The organism is Candidatus Symbiopectobacterium sp. NZEC151, from assembly GCF_025962655.1.
Taxonomy (GTDB): Bacteria; Pseudomonadota; Gammaproteobacteria; order Enterobacterales; family Enterobacteriaceae; genus Symbiopectobacterium.
Genome location: NZ_JAGFPE010000003.1, coordinates 140,697 through 156,109, shown reverse-complemented (window position 1 = coordinate 156,109; position 15,413 = coordinate 140,697). Strand labels below are relative to the sequence as shown.

The 15,413-nt window shown below is 54.8% G+C and carries 14 protein-coding genes; 5 read left to right on the top strand and 9 right to left on the bottom strand.

Annotated features, from left to right (window positions below; all coding sequences use genetic code 11):
* Positions 1-15 precede the first annotated feature (15 nt).
* The 5 genes from J5067_RS11455 to J5067_RS23230 all read left to right on the top strand — a co-directional run bounded on the left by J5067_RS11455 (position 16) and on the right by J5067_RS23230 (position 4,937).
* Entirely contained in the window at positions 16-405 is a 390-nt protein-coding gene (locus J5067_RS11455) for a 4-amino-4-deoxy-L-arabinose-phospho-UDP flippase (RefSeq protein WP_264627815.1), read from the top strand.
* 346 nt (positions 406-751) lie between these two features.
* The gene (locus tag J5067_RS11450) at positions 752-1,984 is read left to right on the top strand and encodes a PocR ligand-binding domain-containing protein (protein WP_264644372.1); all 1,233 of its coding nucleotides are present in this window, start codon (positions 752-754) and stop codon (positions 1,982-1,984) included.
* Between the two features lie 16 nt (positions 1,985-2,000).
* Positions 2,001-3,095: a response regulator gene (locus J5067_RS11445; protein ID WP_264644116.1), complete on the top strand. Its 1,095-nt coding sequence runs from the start codon at positions 2,001-2,003 to the stop codon at positions 3,093-3,095.
* Positions 3,096-3,193: 98 nt separating this feature from the next.
* Positions 3,194-4,348 (top strand): methionine adenosyltransferase, encoded by a 1,155-nt coding sequence (gene metK / locus J5067_RS11440; RefSeq protein WP_264651162.1) that lies wholly within the window; start codon positions 3,194-3,196, stop codon positions 4,346-4,348.
* 19 nt (positions 4,349-4,367) lie between these two features.
* Positions 4,368-4,937 carry a BMC domain-containing protein gene (locus J5067_RS23230; RefSeq protein WP_319802389.1) on the top strand — a complete coding sequence of 190 codons (570 nt, stop codon included), beginning with the start codon at positions 4,368-4,370 and terminating at the stop codon, positions 4,935-4,937.
* Between the two features lie 634 nt (positions 4,938-5,571).
* Here J5067_RS23230 and J5067_RS11430 read toward each other — a convergent pair.
* From J5067_RS11430 to tdcD, 9 genes are all read right to left on the bottom strand, one after another.
* On the bottom strand, positions 5,572-6,477 hold the full coding sequence (locus tag J5067_RS11430; RefSeq protein ID WP_264651161.1) for a permease: 906 nt from the start codon (positions 6,475-6,477) through the stop codon (positions 5,572-5,574).
* 152 nt (positions 6,478-6,629) lie between these two features.
* The gene (locus J5067_RS11425) at positions 6,630-7,547 is read right to left on the bottom strand and encodes a glycyl-radical enzyme activating protein (RefSeq protein WP_264651160.1); all 918 of its coding nucleotides are present in this window, start codon (positions 7,545-7,547) and stop codon (positions 6,630-6,632) included.
* 88 nt (positions 7,548-7,635) lie between these two features.
* Positions 7,636-10,188 (bottom strand): glycyl radical diol dehydratase GrpM, encoded by a 2,553-nt coding sequence (grpM, locus tag J5067_RS11420; protein ID WP_264651159.1) that lies wholly within the window; start codon positions 10,186-10,188, stop codon positions 7,636-7,638.
* A 107-nt stretch (positions 10,189-10,295) separates the two neighbouring features.
* On the bottom strand, positions 10,296-10,871 hold the full coding sequence (locus tag J5067_RS11415) for a DJ-1/PfpI family protein (RefSeq protein ID WP_264644121.1): 576 nt from the start codon (positions 10,869-10,871) through the stop codon (positions 10,296-10,298).
* A gap of 10 nt (positions 10,872-10,881) precedes the next feature.
* A complete protein-coding gene (locus J5067_RS11410; RefSeq protein ID WP_264627160.1) occupies positions 10,882-11,181 on the bottom strand; it encodes a BMC domain-containing protein in 300 nt (99 codons plus the stop codon).
* A gap of 28 nt (positions 11,182-11,209) precedes the next feature.
* Positions 11,210-12,736, bottom strand: coding sequence for an aldehyde dehydrogenase family protein (locus J5067_RS11405; protein ID WP_264644122.1), 1,527 nt, complete (start codon positions 12,734-12,736; stop codon positions 11,210-11,212).
* Positions 12,737-12,786: 50 nt separating this feature from the next.
* Positions 12,787-13,572, bottom strand: coding sequence for a propanediol utilization microcompartment protein PduB (gene pduB, locus J5067_RS11400; RefSeq protein ID WP_264644123.1), 786 nt, complete (start codon positions 13,570-13,572; stop codon positions 12,787-12,789).
* 25 nt (positions 13,573-13,597) lie between these two features.
* On the bottom strand, positions 13,598-13,879 hold the full coding sequence (gene grpH, locus J5067_RS11395; RefSeq protein WP_195312699.1) for a propanediol utilization system shell hexameric protein GrpH: 282 nt from the start codon (positions 13,877-13,879) through the stop codon (positions 13,598-13,600).
* 291 nt (positions 13,880-14,170) lie between these two features.
* Positions 14,171-15,370, bottom strand: a complete 1,200-nt coding sequence (tdcD, locus tag J5067_RS11390; protein WP_264651158.1) for a propionate kinase — start codon at positions 15,368-15,370, stop codon at positions 14,171-14,173.
* Positions 15,371-15,413 lie beyond the last annotated feature (43 nt).

The window sequence follows — 15,413 nt, the reverse complement described above, 5'->3', positions numbered from 1 at the left end:
CGTGGAGGCGATAGCATGGGATATCTAGCGGCGTGCCTCAGTGTCATGTCGGTCAGCATCGCGCAGTTGGCGATTAAATACGCCCTGTCCGGATTGCCACCGGTATGGTCGATGCGTACGCTGTGGGACGGCGCACTGTGCCAGTGGCTGCTGCTTGCCGCTGGGCTGGGGTGCTATGTGCTGTCGCTGATTGTCTGGCAATTCGCGTTACAGCGCCTGGCGCTGGGAAAAGCCTACGCATTTTTGAGCCTGAGCTATGTGCTGGTGTGGCTTGGCTCGCTTCTGTTACCCGACTATTCAGAGCATTTTTCATGGCTGGCGTGCATCGGCGTGTTCGCCATCATGGTGGGCGTATTGTTGGTCTGCTGGCCGTCACGCGAAGAAAAACCCTCTACTTCGTCATAGTGCAAGAGTCGATCGGGCTCAAACAAAACAAACATGTTCAGGTGTAATTTCTTGTCATTCTTATGGCAATGGCACCGTGTGAGATAGGTCATAGCATCCTTACCGTAGATCGTAAATAATACAAGACCGTTATCAATAGGAATATACCCGTCATACTTCACGTTGCAGATGCGTTGGCTGCGTTCGCTCACCCGAATCACTTACTTGAGTAAGCTCATCGGGCTTCCCTCACTTGCCGCCTTCCCGCAACCCGAATTATTTAGGGTATAGAAGGGATATTCCTACGGCGGCGGAGGGGCGAAAACGGATTCTCAGACACGGTGTCTGACTGACAGAAAAGAGCATGATGAACAACAAATATCCATTGCAAGAAATCCTTGACGTTGAACGGCTGCAAACGTTGCAGGATAACTTCAGCAAATCCATGATGATTGCATTGGTGGTTGTTGATGAAAAAGGCGTCCCGGTTACCAAACCCAGCGGATTTTCTGATTTTTGCGCCCGTTCGCGGCGTAATCCTGCATTAGCCCAGCACTGCTACGACTGTGATGACGCCGGAGGACGAGCGGCCATGGCGGCCTGCCGCCCGGTGGTGTATCGCTGCTACTGCGGGTTCGTTGAGTTCGCGGTGCCTATCATGATAGACAACCACTATCTCGGTGCGTTTATCTCCGGTCAGGTCAAAGTCGAAACCTCAAAAGAGACCGAAATTCCCTACATTCTGGCGGAAAATGGTGTGTGGGAAGAGAACCCCATGCTGGTGAACCTGCATGAAAACACCAAACGCATGCCCTACGAGCGTTTTGAGTCTACCGCCTATACGCTGTTGCACGTCGCGTCTTACCTGGTAGAACAGGCTTACGCCAACAATATCCAGCGCGAGTTGCATCAAAAAGATCTGGCGTTGACCAATGAATTGCGCAAACGCGTGGATATCGAGCGCTCTCTGCATGAGGCGGAGTTTAAAGCACTTTCCTATCAGATAAACCCTCATTTCCTGTTTAACGTACTCAATACTATCGGCCGTTTAGCCTTTTTGGAGAACGCCCAGCGCACCGAAAACATGGTGCATGATTTCTCCGACATGATGCGCTATCTGCTACGCAAAAGTAATAATGGGCTTATCACGCTGCGTAATGAAATCAATTACGTCAACAGCTACATGTCAATTCAAAAAGTCCGCATGAGCGATCGTTTTGATTACATGTTCAGCATCCCGGACAAATACCTGGATGTGATCTGTCCTTTTCTTATTTTGCAGCCGCTGGTGGAGAACTTCTTTAACTACGTGGTCGAGCCACGAGAAATAAAAAGTCACATTCATATTAAAGCCACCGACGATGGCCACGATGTGATTATTGAAGTGACGGACAATGGCGATGGTATTTCGCCGCAGGATATCGAGCATATTCTCTCCGGTAATGAGAATCGCCAAAAAGGCGGCATCGGTATCAACAACATTCAAAATCGACTTCAGTTGCTGTTCGGCGAGCGTTATGGACTGGAGATTGCCAGTCCGCATAAACCGAAGCAGGGAACCTCTATCAAGCTGCGTTTCCCGATGCTGGAAGTCCATTAATCCGGGGAGAAACACAATGTACAATTTTGTGATTGTGGAAGATGAACACATTGAATCCGAGTCTTTGCGCCGCATGATCTCGGAGCATATCGAAAATGCCACCATTCATGAAGCATCGACCGGACGCAAAGCCATTCAACTGATCGATCAGCTTAATCATATCGACATGATCCTGGTGGATATCAATATTCCGCTGCCGAATGGAAGAGAAGTGATCGAGTACCTGCGTCGTAAAAACGATCAGACCAAAGTGATCGTCACCACTGCCAATGATGATTTCGATATTGTGCGCAGCATGCTGAGCCTGAAAGTGGATGATTACCTGCTCAAACCGGTCAAACAGAGCATCATGACCGAGGTAATCAAAAAGGTGCTGCACTACGATGAGCAGGATAATCAGGTAACACGCGAGCTGAAACAGAAAGTGTTTGCTCTGATTGACGATGGCGATTATCCCGCCTGGCATGAGTTGGTGTTTCAGACCATCGACGGTGCCTACTGGGATAAATCCGGCGATCGCCGCCAGACGGTGGTGGATTTTCTTGCGCTGCTCGACCAATACGTGACGGCACAAGGCGACAAGTTTGCCGCTTCTCATGCTGCGGCGCTCAAAGGGGTGACGCGCGACGTTGCCAGCCGTGGGCTGACGGAAGGGCTTTACTACCGTATTCTGCGCAGCGTGTTTACCCTGAGTGAAGCGCTGTTTGAGCGGGCGTTTAAAAGCGCTGCGCCGCAGGGGGATTTTATCGAACGCGCCCGTTACCACATCGAGAAGAATATTTTCAGCAACATCACCCTGGATGATATCGCCGAACGCGCTTTTGTCAGCGCCTGTTATCTGAGCCGGGCTTTCAAGAAGGCCACCGGTACCGGTTTTTCCACCTATGTGGCAAATCGAAAAATAAAAATTGCCAAATCTCTGCTGCAATTCAGTGATTTAAAGGTCAATACTATCGCGCTGGAACTGGCGTATCAGGATGCGAACTATTTCTGCCGCATCTTCAAAAAAGAGACCAACATGTCTCCTTCCGACTACCGCAAGCTGATGGTGTTTAACCCGCAGGTTGTCCCACCGGCGGCGGGGAACAGCGTAGTGCTACCCGCGCGGTGATAACGCAAAATAGTCCAACCTGACAGCAAGAAAGTTTACCGGAGCCGTTAGCCCCCCCGAGTAAAATAACGGGATACTCTCAGTGGGGCGAGGCTTGCGTGGACGAGTACCTGTTTACTTCCGAATCAGTGGCGGAAGGCCATCCGGACAAAATCGCCGATCAGATTTCTGATGCGATTTTGGATGCGGTGTTGCTACAAGATCCCTGGGGCCGCGTGGCGTGCGAATGTCTGGTGAAGACTGGTGTCGCCATAGTGGCGGGAGAAATCACCACCAGCGCATCGATTGATGTGGAAAGCGTGGTGCGCCACACCATCAAACAGATCGGTTATAACCACTCTTCGCTCGGCTACGACGGCAATACCTGCGGCGTGCTCAACCTGATCGGTCGGCAGTCGCCGGATATTGCCAGCGGCATTCAGGGTGAGGTGTTAACCGAGCTGGGTGCTGGCGATCAGGGCATTACCTTTGGCTACGCCACGGACGAAACGCCGGAATTGATGCCTGCAACCCTGGTCTATGCGCATCAATTGATGGCGCGTCAGGCCCAGTTGCGTAAATCCGGTCGCTTGCCCTTTCTACGTCCAGATGCCAAAAGCCAGGTGACGCTGCGCTACCGCGATCGTCAGGTGATTGCGGCGGACACCATCGTCATTTCCACGCAGCACGCGCCTGATGTCTCACTTGAAACGCTGCGCGAAGCGGTGATCGAAGAGATCGTCAAGCCGGTGCTTCCCACACGCTGGCTGACGCCGCACACCCGTATTCTGGTCAATCCGGCCGGATCGTTTGTTACGGGGGGGCCGGTGGGTGACTGCGGGCTCACCGGGCGCAAGATTATCGTCGATACCTATGGCGGTGCGGCTTGCCACGGTGGCGGTGCGTTTTCGGGCAAAGATCCTTCCAAAGTCGATCGCTCAGCGGCCTATGCGGCGCGCTATGTAGCCAAGAACATCGTGGCCGCCGGATTGGCGGCACGTTGTGAGGTGCAGTTGGCCTGGGCTATCGGCGTCGCGCGCCCGGTGGCGGTGCGCATCAACACGTTTGGCACCGAGCGGGTGAGTCGCGATCGGTTGCAGCACCTGGTGGACGCGCATTTCGATCTCAGCGTCTACGGCATGATTACGTCGCTTGATTTACTGGCGCCGCGTTATCGCCACACGGCATGTTACGGGCATTTCGGGCGATCCGATTTTCCCTGGGAATTCACCGATAAAGCCGCGTTGTTACAAGGCGCGGCTTCATTGATATAACGATACACAGGAATCGCTTATGGCTAAGCAAAGTTTGGGTCTGATAGAAACCGTGGGGCTTGCCGCGGCCGTTGAGGCAGCGGATGCGGCGGTGAAATCTGCCAACGTCAATCTGGTCGGCTATGAGCTGACCAAAGGCGGCGGTATGGTTACCGTGAAGCTGGAAGGGGAAGTGGGGGCAGTCAATGCCGCGATTGCAGCGGCAAGCGTTGCCGCCGCTAAAGTGGGGCAGGTGTATGCCCATAAGGTGATTGCGCGCACTGCTGAAGGGATTGAAGCCATTACGCACTCGGCAGAGACGGTCGGCGTTGCCAAACCGGAGCCGCTGGCACCGGAAGTGGTCATCACGCCGCCTGCCGTGCCTGAACCAGAAACCAAAGCAACCACGATTCCCGTGGTGACGCTTGAGCCGAGCGACAATGGGACATCATGCGGGGATATCTCCGAGCCGCCAGCGCCAGCACCACAACCGGCGGCGCAAGCGCCTGCTGCACCGGACGTTCCACCAAAGACCGAACCTGAGCAATCTGCGAAAAAAACGACGCCACGCCCGATGGGCAAAAACACACCGCGCAAGGGTGACAAATAATCACGATGTGATTTCAGACCGACGACAAACCTGCTTTACCCACTCGTCATCCTCGGCGAAAGCCGGGGATCTCTGTCAGAAGGAACGCGTTTACTCTGTAGGAGATTCCCGCCTGCGCGGGAATGACGGGCTGTAGGCGGGAATGACGGGCTGTAGGCTGGAATGACGGGCTGTAGACAGAATGGACTGGCAGTGGTTGGGATGATGGTGCAAACGGTGATTTCTCTTCCTACTCTCCCTGGCAACCGCCGGGGATTTTTTTGTTCTGATTATGCGGATTAATTAAGGGGGTGATTGACCTACAGCATCAGGGTTTTGCTGTTGACCTACCCGCGTCAAATGGCGCTGAGGAAATGGGGGACGCCAGGATGAGCGGCAGGGATGCCGCGAAAGGCAGCGCCGTGCTGGGAGCACGTCGTTGCCGGTCCGTCCGGCGGCACCCATTTCCGAAGGTATCGCGCAGCGACGCCATTACGCAAAAAGCGCGGGGTCGAGGGGAGTGGGCGACTGCACACCCCTCGTCGGGCGCGTGCCACGCGAATGGCAGAGAAACACAGCGTTTTTCGCGCACGAAACTGCAAGCTGCACGTAAATGAATCCCCAGTTTTTAGTAGCATCAATACTGGGGATGAACTCAAAACAACGGCACCGCCGCAAAAAAACCAATGGTTGCCAGCAGGTTGACCAACGTCGTCATTATCGCAATGGTGAACGCCGGTGGGTCAATATGGGTATCGCCATGAACCAAAAACAGGCGGGATATCAGTTCACCCAGCAGTGCGCACAGAACGCCGACCACTGCCGCCCAGATCAGGCTGCCGGAGGCCGCTGCTGCCAGTGCGGCAGGAAGGGCAATATGGTGGGACACCGGCACCTGGGTATTGAAATGCAGGAATACCAACGAGAACGCTGAAATCCCAAAGGCCAGCAACGCACCGCTGCCTCCGAAGCTGTGACCCAGATAGCCAGCCATCAACCCAATGCCGATGCCCAAGACCGATAGCTGAGGAATGCGGCTGTGATAGGGCATCCAGCACTGATCCTGCGGCGGGTAGCAGCGACGTACCCCGCTTTGTGGTTTACCCAGCAGACCGGTAGTCCCGAACATCAGCCGCACGATCATGCCAGAGATCACCACGGTTAACGCCACCGTGTCGGTCCATGCCAACCCCGAAGAGAAGGCAGGCACTTGATTGAACAGCCAGGCGATCACAAAGCCGATGGCACCGAACGCACCGCCGACCAGCAGCACATCGGGGGCCCCCAATCCGCTGAGTCCGGCCGTGATATCACGGCCAGAGGCCAGTTTGCCTTTTTTCGCCGCATAGGCGGTTGCGGCCACCCCGGCGGCAAAACCGCCGACGTGTGGGCCGAATACGCCAAAAGGAAACTGAATAAATGTGGTGGCGCTGCCGGTGACAATTTGCGATATCGCCATGGCAATCACCAAGAGGCCGACAAATTCAAAGGCCGCAAGGGCTCCGATCGCGGCACCGAAAATACCGCCGCCGAAAGCGACTAAAATATCAATGCTGTTCATTACACTCACCTTGATTGTGTGGGTACAAGAAATAAGCGACGTAATACATCACGTCGGTATTATTGATGTGAAAATAATTATTTTTAATAATAACAAGCTAAAAATCGGGCAACGTGAAAATACGTTTCCCGATAATGTTTTATACCGTGCGATTAACCCCCAATATGACATTGGAAACCCAATGATTCGATTTCCTGTTTGAGGATAATTACGGTTTCTTCCGGTATGCTGGGCGCGTCACCCATCGGGTATTCACGGCCAAGTAACGTGTATTTATTTTCACCGTAGGTGTGATAAGGCAATAAATGAATGGTGTCGACATTCGACATCATACGGGCAAATTCGGCAATGGCGTGAATTTCTTCGCGATTGTCATTCACGCCGGGTACCAGCGGAATTCTCACGATGGTTTTGGTAATAAATGAAATTCTAATCAGGTTTTCTAATATACGCTGATTATCCACTCCGGTATTACAGCGATGCACGGCTGGATTGATTGCCTTGATATCCGTAAGCGCCAAATCAATATACGGGAATACGTCTTCGATGGTTTGTGCAGACGTCAGTCCGGTGGTTTCAATCGCGGTATGCCAGCCCTTTTCTTTACAGGCCTTCAGCAGTTCGCGGGCGAATTCCGGCTGCGCCAGCGGCTCGCCGCCAGAGAGCGTAATGCCGCCGCCAGAACGGCGATACACGTTCTCTTCTTTTTGTAGCTCTTGTATCACTTCACGCACGGTGATGCGCTTGCCTTTCATTTCCAACGCGCCGGTCGGACACACGCGGGTGCAATCACCGCAGTTAACACAGCGTTGGCGATCGACAAAATGCGGTGCGGTGATGGACAGCGCCTGGTGTTGACAGGCTTCCAGACATTTACCGCAGTGGATACAGTCATTCTTTTTGAACAGCAGCTCAGGGGTTGGCCGCTGCGATTCCGGGTTGCTGCACCATTTGCAAGAGAGCGGGCAGCCTTTAAAAAAGGGGATGGTACGGATACCGGGACCATCGTGCAGGGAATAGCGTTGAATATTGAAAATCACGCCTTCCGTATCATAGTGTACTTTATTCATAACATGGCTCATGGGCGACGCGTACCCTCGGGAGTGTGGTGAATCCAGGGCGACACTCAAAAGTGTCGCCCCGACCCTCAGCAGCGCATCAGAAGTGCTGTTCCGTGCGGCTGATGATGTCGTCCTGTACTTCTTTCGCCAGCACCACGAACTGGGCGCTGTAACCGGCGACACGCACCACCAGATCGTTGTGTTTTTCCGGGTGTGCCTGTGCCTCGATCAGCACATTGCGGTCCACCACGTTGAACTGGACGTGCATCCCTTTGCGATCGAAGTAGCTTCTTACCATGCCGCCGAAGTTCACCAGACCTTTGTCCCCAGCCAGTGCAGAAGGCAGGAATTTCTGGTTGTACAGGGTGCCGTTGGAGGCGCTGAAGTGGTCCAGTTTAGCCACCGAGTTCGCCGCTGCGGTTGGGCCCAATGTGTCTTTGCCCTGACGCGGTGAAACGCCATCGGCCAGCGGTTCTTTCGCCAGACGACCATCGGGCAGCGCCGCGACGTCTTTACCGAACAGCACGTTAGCGGATACCGGGTAGATACCGGCCTGGAACTGGCCGCCGCGTGGGTTGGTGTATTTCTCCACTTCCTGGCAGTAGATCAGCGCACAACGGCGTGCCACCAGATCCACATCATCGATGTCGTTACCGAAGCACGGTGTGCTTTCCAGAATGCGGCGAATTTCCTGATGGCGATTTTCGCTGGCACCGTAAGTCGGGGTTGCCGGTGCACTGGCAGAAAGCTGACGGTACACTTCGTTCTTGATGGCGGACGGATCCAGCGTACCGTTCTGTTCCACGATACGTTTCACGATGTCATAGACATCTTGCTCATTCAGCGAGGATTTCGCTGCGCCAGCGTGAGGCGCAGCGCCAACGGAGTAACCGAAGTTGGCATCCAGCGCGCCTTTCAGCTCTTGCAGCGTCAGTTTACGGTCCTCAAACACCTGTTTCTGGATGGCGTAAACGGAGTCACCGGTATCGGCCACGCCGAACGCCTGCGGGCCAGTAAAGTTGTAGATGGCACCGCCGTCTTGCAACGATTTACCGCGTCCGATGCAGTCATCGACCATGGCGGAAAGGAACGGCAGCGGGCAGCGCTCGGCGTGCGCGATATCCACGCTGTTACAGGCTTCGACCAACTGATGGACAAAGTGCGCCATCTGTTTTTGGAACGCGGTATAGAACGCTTCGATGTTACCGAACTGCGGCAGTTCGCCCGTGACTGGGCCGATCTGTTTGTTGCCCGCACGACCGTTGTTCAGGGTGATTTCCAGCACTTTAGCGACGTTAAAGAACGCGGCATCGTGCCAGCCTTCGGTACGGTGCGGCGCTTGCGGTTCCACACAGCCGATGATGCAGTAATCACGCGCATCGTGCAGAGACACGCCACGGTTTTGCAGTGCCGGGATAATCACTTCATCGTTGTACATCGCGGGAACGCCGAGTCCCAGACGCGCCACTTCACACGCGCGATACAGGAATTCATCCGGCGTGCCTTGCCATACGCGGATCGAGAAAGAGGGCTGCGGCAAGCGAACATGTGCGGTCGCTTCCATACACATGTAGCTCATTTCGTTGGTGGCATCGCGCCCGTCTTCGGTTTGGCCACCCACGCACAGGTTTTGGAACACGGCGAAACCGGCGAATGCCTGCGCGGAGACTTCATCACGGGTTTTGTTGATGTCGTTCAGCTTGATCCAGCAACAGTCCACCAGTTCCTGCGCAAATTCTTTGGTGATGTTTTTGTCGGCGGCGTAGTACGGGTACATGTACTGGTCGAAACGCCCCGGGGAGATGGAGTGACCGCTGGATTCAATCTGCAACATGCTTTGCAGGAACCAGAAGGTCTGGCACGCTTCCCAGAAGGTGGATGCGCCGAATTCTGGAACGCGCTGGCAGTTTTGGGCAATTTGCAGCAGCTCTTGCTTACGCGTCGGGTTGCTTTCCTGCTGTGCCAACTGTGCCGCATGCTCTGCATAGCGGTGCGCATAACGGATCGCCGCGGTGTAGCTGATGATCACCGAGTGATAGAACTGCTCTTTTTTAATGTAATCCGGTGAGCTGCGATCCAGTTTTTCCAGCGCGCGTTGTACTTCATCAATGATGCCACGGAACCCGATTTTCAGGATTTTGCCGTAGTCCACGCTGACGTGGCCGACGCCGCCGTAGAAGTAGTTGCCGACGGTGAATACGCCGCTCGCCATACTCTCTTTGGTGGCATCGGACATATAGGATGCAGCCAGCGCACTGGTGGTTTTACCCGGCCAGTAGGTGAAGGCATCATGCAGTTCTTTGGCGGTTTCTTTCGGAATGATAAACGGGTCAGCGACGCGTGAACCCATGGTCTCGAACTCTTTTTCCACCCAGTCGTAAGAGAATTCCGGGCAGATTTCGGTAGAGCGCGGGTTTTTGGTTACCGCACCGACGATCAACTCGTCCGGGCGAATGGTCACCGGCAGATTATTGAAGATCTTTTCTACCACTTTGGCGCGACGCATGATCGGCGGTAAGCCTTCGGTTTCTTTATAGGCTTCGGTGGCCAATACGGCGCGTTCAGATTCGACATAGGGCTTTGCCGTCAGAATCATATTTTTCAGTCTGACAACACGGTCGGTCGGATTGGAAAAACCTTTCTCTAACATATCCAGGACTCCTGCATATTTAAAATTATTCATGATGTAGGCAATACAGAGGCCTCCTTCGCGTTATTCAGCGTGAAAGATGACCGTGAAATATATGTGCTGTGCGCTTAGATCTGCACAGTGGTGCCAATCAACGAAATAAACTGACGCAACAGCGCCGGATGCCCCATCCAGGTAGTTGCCGTCACCAGATGGCCGTCGAGAATAGCTTCGTCATCGGCGGCAGAACGATAAATACCGCCCGCTAATTCGATTTCTGGTTTCATGGTGAAATACCCGGTCAGGGTTCGGCCTTTTAATACGCCTGCGGCCACCAATATTTGTGGGCCGTGACAAATAGCGGCGATCGGCACGGAAAAATTAAACGCATAGTGAACTATATTCAGAACGGATTTATTCAGACGCAAATATTCAGGGGCGCGTCCGCCAGCAATATAAAACCCGCAATAGTCCTGCAAACGAATGTCATCAAACGAGGCGGTCAGCCGAAACAGATGTCCGGGCTTTTCGCTGTAAGTCTGATCGCCTTCAAAATCATGAATGGCGGTTTTAATAAATTCGCCTGCGCGCTTTCCCGGACAGACGGCGTCCACCCGGAAACCCAATGCGCTTAATGCCTGCCATGGCACAATGACTTCATAATCCTCAGAAAAATCACCCGCTAACAGCAGTATTTTTTTCATAGGTTGGTTCTCAGAACGCCGTGTTGTCATTTTCGATCATCCGCATGGCCTCGTTGACCGCAGCGACTTCGCCAAAGATTGCCAGCGTCGTGATGTGCTGAGGGCAACTGCCAAAGATTTCCGAAACCACCACATTGGCACTTTTGCTGGCCAGATCGGCATAGAAATAGAGATCCGGTACCGGCAGCATCAGTAGCCCAATGGCGTCAATGCGCAACAGATCGAGCCGTGAGCGGAATTCGCCGGGCATCCTTCGCTTCAGCATCGCCACAATGTCGGGTGTTGGTGCATTGATGATTCGTGTTTTCATTGGCAAATGACCCTCAGCCTCGCGACGATTAACGGATATTGAGCGATTCCACCATCACACAGCGGCGGGTGCGGGCAAACGACCGTGCGGACGTCAACCCTTCCCCGGTCGGCCCGGCGATAGTGAAAGTGGCATGCCCTTCGCCGCCGACGCCGATGCCGGCATAAGACGGCCCGTTTTTAACAAAGATGGTGGTTTGAATCAGCTTCGCCATCTTGGTCAGTTTTTCGACGTTGGTGGAGTGCATGATGGCGGTATGACGGTTGCCGTGTTCCACTTTAACGGCCAGGTCGATAGCGTCATCGACGTTATCAACGCGCACCACCGGCAGAATCGGCATCATCAGTTCATGCACCACAAAGGGGTGATTTTTTTCCGTTTCGATCAGGATAACTTTGGTGTCCGGTGCGCTGGAGATCCCCAGTTGTTGCAGGATGAAACGCGCATCTTTACCGACAAACGCGGTATTCGGACCGGTGCCTTTTTCATTCAGCACCAGCGTTTGCAACTGCTGGATCAACGGCTTGTCACACAGCAGGTAGGCACCGCTTTTCTTCATGCAGTGGATCAGATAATCCGCTACCTGATTTACCACGATCACCTCTTTTTCGGCGACGCACGGCAGGTTGTTATCGAAGCTGCATCCCTTGATGATATCGCGCGCGGCCCGTTCGATATTGGCCGTTTCGTCCACCACCGCAGGCGGATTGCCCGCACCGGCTCCGATGGCTTTCTTGCCCGATGACATCACCGTTCTCACGATCGCCGGACCACCCGTTGCCACCAGAAGGTTGACGCGTGGGTCTTTGATCAAGGCATTGGTGTTGTCGATGGACGGGTTCGCCACGGTGACCACCAGATTGGCCGGTGCGCCCAACTGCGCCAGCTTCTCGTTGATCAGCCGCACCGCGAGGCGCGATACGTTGCGCGAACGCGGGTGCGGGCTGAATACCACGGTATTGCCTGCCGCCAGCATGCCGATGCTGTTGTTGATGATGGTTTCCGTCGGGTTGGTGGTGGGGGTGATGGAACCGACCACGCCGAACGCGGAGTACTCGATTAATGTCAGCCCACCGTCACCGCTACACGCCTGCGTTGCCAGATCTTCCGTGCCCGGCGTTTTCAGCGCTGCGATGCGATTCTTGGTCAGTTTGTCCTCGTAGTTACCCATGCCGGTTTCTTCGACGGTCATGCGGGAGATGTTATCCAGCACATCTTCTTGAAGAAACACCTCACGCACGCCCTTCACAAAGGCATCCCTGTCTTGCATCGAGCAGTGACGATACTGCACTTGTGCTATCGCGGCGGCGGCAATGGCTTCGTCCATGCTGTCGAAGATACCCGCGTCTTGCGCTGACGGTTGCGGTGCGGTGGTTGTCGGCTGTTGCTGCGCCAACACCTGCGCCACAATGCTGCTGACCAGCGATTGCTCGGTATGAGGTGCTGCTGTAGCGGCCGGTGTGGCGGCTGCGGCGGCACCCGCGCCGGAGGCGACGGGGTTACTGTATTTGCTCAGGATGGTGGAGACCGCCTGGGCGATTTCAAGGTCGTTCATCTTTTGGTTCCTTTCCTCACATCGCACGGCACGCGAGCGCGCCTGACGGATCAGATATACGGCGTGGTGGTCGATCTGATTTCCGCTGGATCTAACGTGGACAGCAATTGCAAACCGACTTCGCGGGCGGCGATCACCGCCTGGCGTACCGCGCCAGAATCGCCAGCGAAGGTGAAGATCACTTCGTTACTGTAGCTGGTGCCTTTGCTCGGGCTGGCATACCCGACAGGGTCGATCACCGCCGCCTTGGCAGCGGTATCTGCAATCAGCACACCGATAGCCGCCGGTGAGGCGCAGGTCATACCGAACGACTTACCGATAGGTGCGCCAAAAGCTTTGTTCAGGGCAAAGCTGGCGCGTGCGGTGTACTGGAATTCCAGATGACCAGCGGGAGAGCCGTATACATCGCCCATGGTGCGGTCGATTTCGTTCAGGGCGACTTCCACGGCGCGGCGGGCGTCAGAGACGTCTTCTGCACCGAAGATGATCATACAGCCGTGCCCGCCACCGCCTTCGGTGTCGCGCGCCAGCTCGATGATCAACACTTCGCTGTTGGTGGCTTTCACCGCTTCATCAGCGGCAAAAATATGCGGACCCGCGCCGGTACGTGCGCCGATAATACCGATGGAGCGGAACTTCTTATCGATATTCATCAACTCATGCAGTTGGTGATCCACGTTGGCGATCACCAGACCGATGGTGTGGCCCAGTGCGGTGCCGACAAATTCTGTCAGCCCGCAGCCCGCGATGCTGCCGAGCGCTTTGCCAGCACGTGGCGCGTCGTTCTGCTTGTTCATCACGTCAGATATAATCTGTTCGACAAGATTATCTCTCATAGGAATAATCCTCGCGGTTTAGCGATCAGCCCAGTGCCTTCGGCAGAATTTTTTCCACTTCGGTATGCGGGCGAGGGATCACATGCACGGAAACCAGTTCACCGACTTTATTGGCGGCTGCGGAGCCCGCGTCGGTGGCCGCTTTCACGGCACCCACATCGCCACGCACCATCACGGTGACCAGGCCGGAGCCGATTTTTTCGTAGCCGACCAGCGTAACGTTGGCGGATTTCACCATGGTATCTGCGGCTTCGATGGCGGAGACCAGACCTTTTGTTTCAACCATACCCAATGCTTCTTGTTGCATATCAACCTCGACGTTTTGTAGTAAAAAACTTGTAGTAAACAGTGTGGGGAATCTGTCCGGCGGACCGGGGTCTGCCCTCATTCCGCAACCGGTAACTCACCGATTTTGCTGTTTAGGATGTTATGAATATCCCGGCCAAATGTTTTGCCGATGAGCGAGACTTTTTTGTTATCACTTTCAGCGGGGCGACAATAAAATCCACGCTGGTTTATCAGGGCCGCAGCGGCGTAGTACCGTGCTGCCCTAAACTGTTAAATGGGTCACGTTTCAATAAGCTGGGGACGCGGCGCTTTACGCCAACTGCGCAATCTGTGCCGCGTCCATCGCGATCATTTTCTCTTCGTTGGTGGGAATAACCGCGATAGTGGGGAAGCCTTCGGCGGAAATTACACCGCTGCGCCCGCCTACCATGTCGCTGTTTTTTTGCTTATCCAGCTTTAGCCCCAACACCGACAGTCGTTCGATGGTCAACTCGCGGATCAGCGCCGAGTTCTCGCCGATGCCGCCGGTAAACACCAGCGCATCCAAGCGTGAGAGCGAGGTGAGGTGGGCGCCCAGGTGGCGCGCCAGACGATGCACCATCACATCAATCGCTAATCCTGCGCGCTCGTTGCCGTTTTCCCGTGCTTCTTGCAAGGTGCGGCAATCGCTGGAGATGCCGGAAATGCCGTACAGGCCGGAGGCGTTATTCACCGTTTGGTAGATTTTTTCGATGGGCTGCTGGGTGCAACTGGCGATATAGGCGGCGGCACCGAAATCAAGATCCCCACTGCGCGTGCCCATCACCAGCCCTTCCAGCGGCGTCATGCCCATCGAGGTATCGACGCTGTGCCCGTTTTTCACTGCGCAGATGGAGGAGCCGTTACCCAGATGAGCGACCAGAATGCCGTGATCGTCCTGATTGAGATCCAGCATGGCGCGGGCTTGTTCCGCAATGTAGCGGTGTGAGGTGCCGTGAAAACCGTAGCGTCTCACCTGATACTTTTGCTGATACTCATAAGGAATGGCGTAGGTGTAGGCGGCTGGCGCGAGCGTCTGGTGAAAGGCGGTATCGAACACCGCAATGTGTGGCAGTGACGGCAGCAGCGCCTGAGCCGCTTCGATCCCGGTCAGGTTGGCGGGGTTGTGCAACGGTGCCAGCACCGACAGCGCCTGAATTTTTTCAATCACTTCCGGTGTGATCAACACGGAGTGTTTGAAATCGCTGCCGCCGTGGGCGACGCGGTGGCCGATAGCGGCAAGTGAATCGATCAGATTTTTGCTGCGTAGCGTAGCGAACAGCACTTTCAAGGCTTCATGGTGGCTGGCGGATTCGAGCGACAGCACAGACTTGTTGCCTGCGCTGTCTTTGACGGTAATCACCGCGTTATCCAGCCCTAAGCGTTCAGCCAGGCCGAACAGTAGCGGTTGTCCGTCGTTGACGGGCATAACGGAAAACTTTAATGACGATGAACCACAGTTAATCACGAGCACAAGGGAAGATAAGGACATAAGCCCCCCGAAATAAGAGATGACAAAAAAATCCAGCGTGTTA

Coding starts and splice junctions, on each gene's coding strand:
- J5067_RS11450 (WP_264644372.1), top strand. CDS start 752: ATGAACAACAAATATCCATTGCAAGAAATCCTTGACGTTGAACGGCTG.
- J5067_RS11425 (WP_264651160.1), bottom strand. CDS start 7,547: ATGAATAAAGTACACTATGATACGGAAGGCGTGATTTTCAATATTCAA.
- tdcD (WP_264651158.1), bottom strand. CDS start 15,370: ATGTCCTTATCTTCCCTTGTGCTCGTGATTAACTGTGGTTCATCGTCA.
- grpM (WP_264651159.1), bottom strand. CDS start 10,188: ATGTTAGAGAAAGGTTTTTCCAATCCGACCGACCGTGTTGTCAGACTG.
- grpH (WP_195312699.1), bottom strand. CDS start 13,879: ATGCAACAAGAAGCATTGGGTATGGTTGAAACAAAAGGTCTGGTCTCC.
- J5067_RS11410 (WP_264627160.1), bottom strand. CDS start 11,181: ATGAAAACACGAATCATCAATGCACCAACACCCGACATTGTGGCGATG.
- J5067_RS11455 (WP_264627815.1), top strand. CDS start 16: ATGGGATATCTAGCGGCGTGCCTCAGTGTCATGTCGGTCAGCATCGCG.
- J5067_RS11430 (WP_264651161.1), bottom strand. CDS start 6,477: ATGAACAGCATTGATATTTTAGTCGCTTTCGGCGGCGGTATTTTCGGT.
- J5067_RS11445 (WP_264644116.1), top strand. CDS start 2,001: ATGTACAATTTTGTGATTGTGGAAGATGAACACATTGAATCCGAGTCT.
- J5067_RS11415 (WP_264644121.1), bottom strand. CDS start 10,871: ATGAAAAAAATACTGCTGTTAGCGGGTGATTTTTCTGAGGATTATGAA.
- J5067_RS23230 (WP_319802389.1), top strand. CDS start 4,368: ATGGCTAAGCAAAGTTTGGGTCTGATAGAAACCGTGGGGCTTGCCGCG.
- pduB (WP_264644123.1), bottom strand. CDS start 13,572: ATGAGAGATAATCTTGTCGAACAGATTATATCTGACGTGATGAACAAG.
- J5067_RS11405 (WP_264644122.1), bottom strand. CDS start 12,736: ATGAACGACCTTGAAATCGCCCAGGCGGTCTCCACCATCCTGAGCAAA.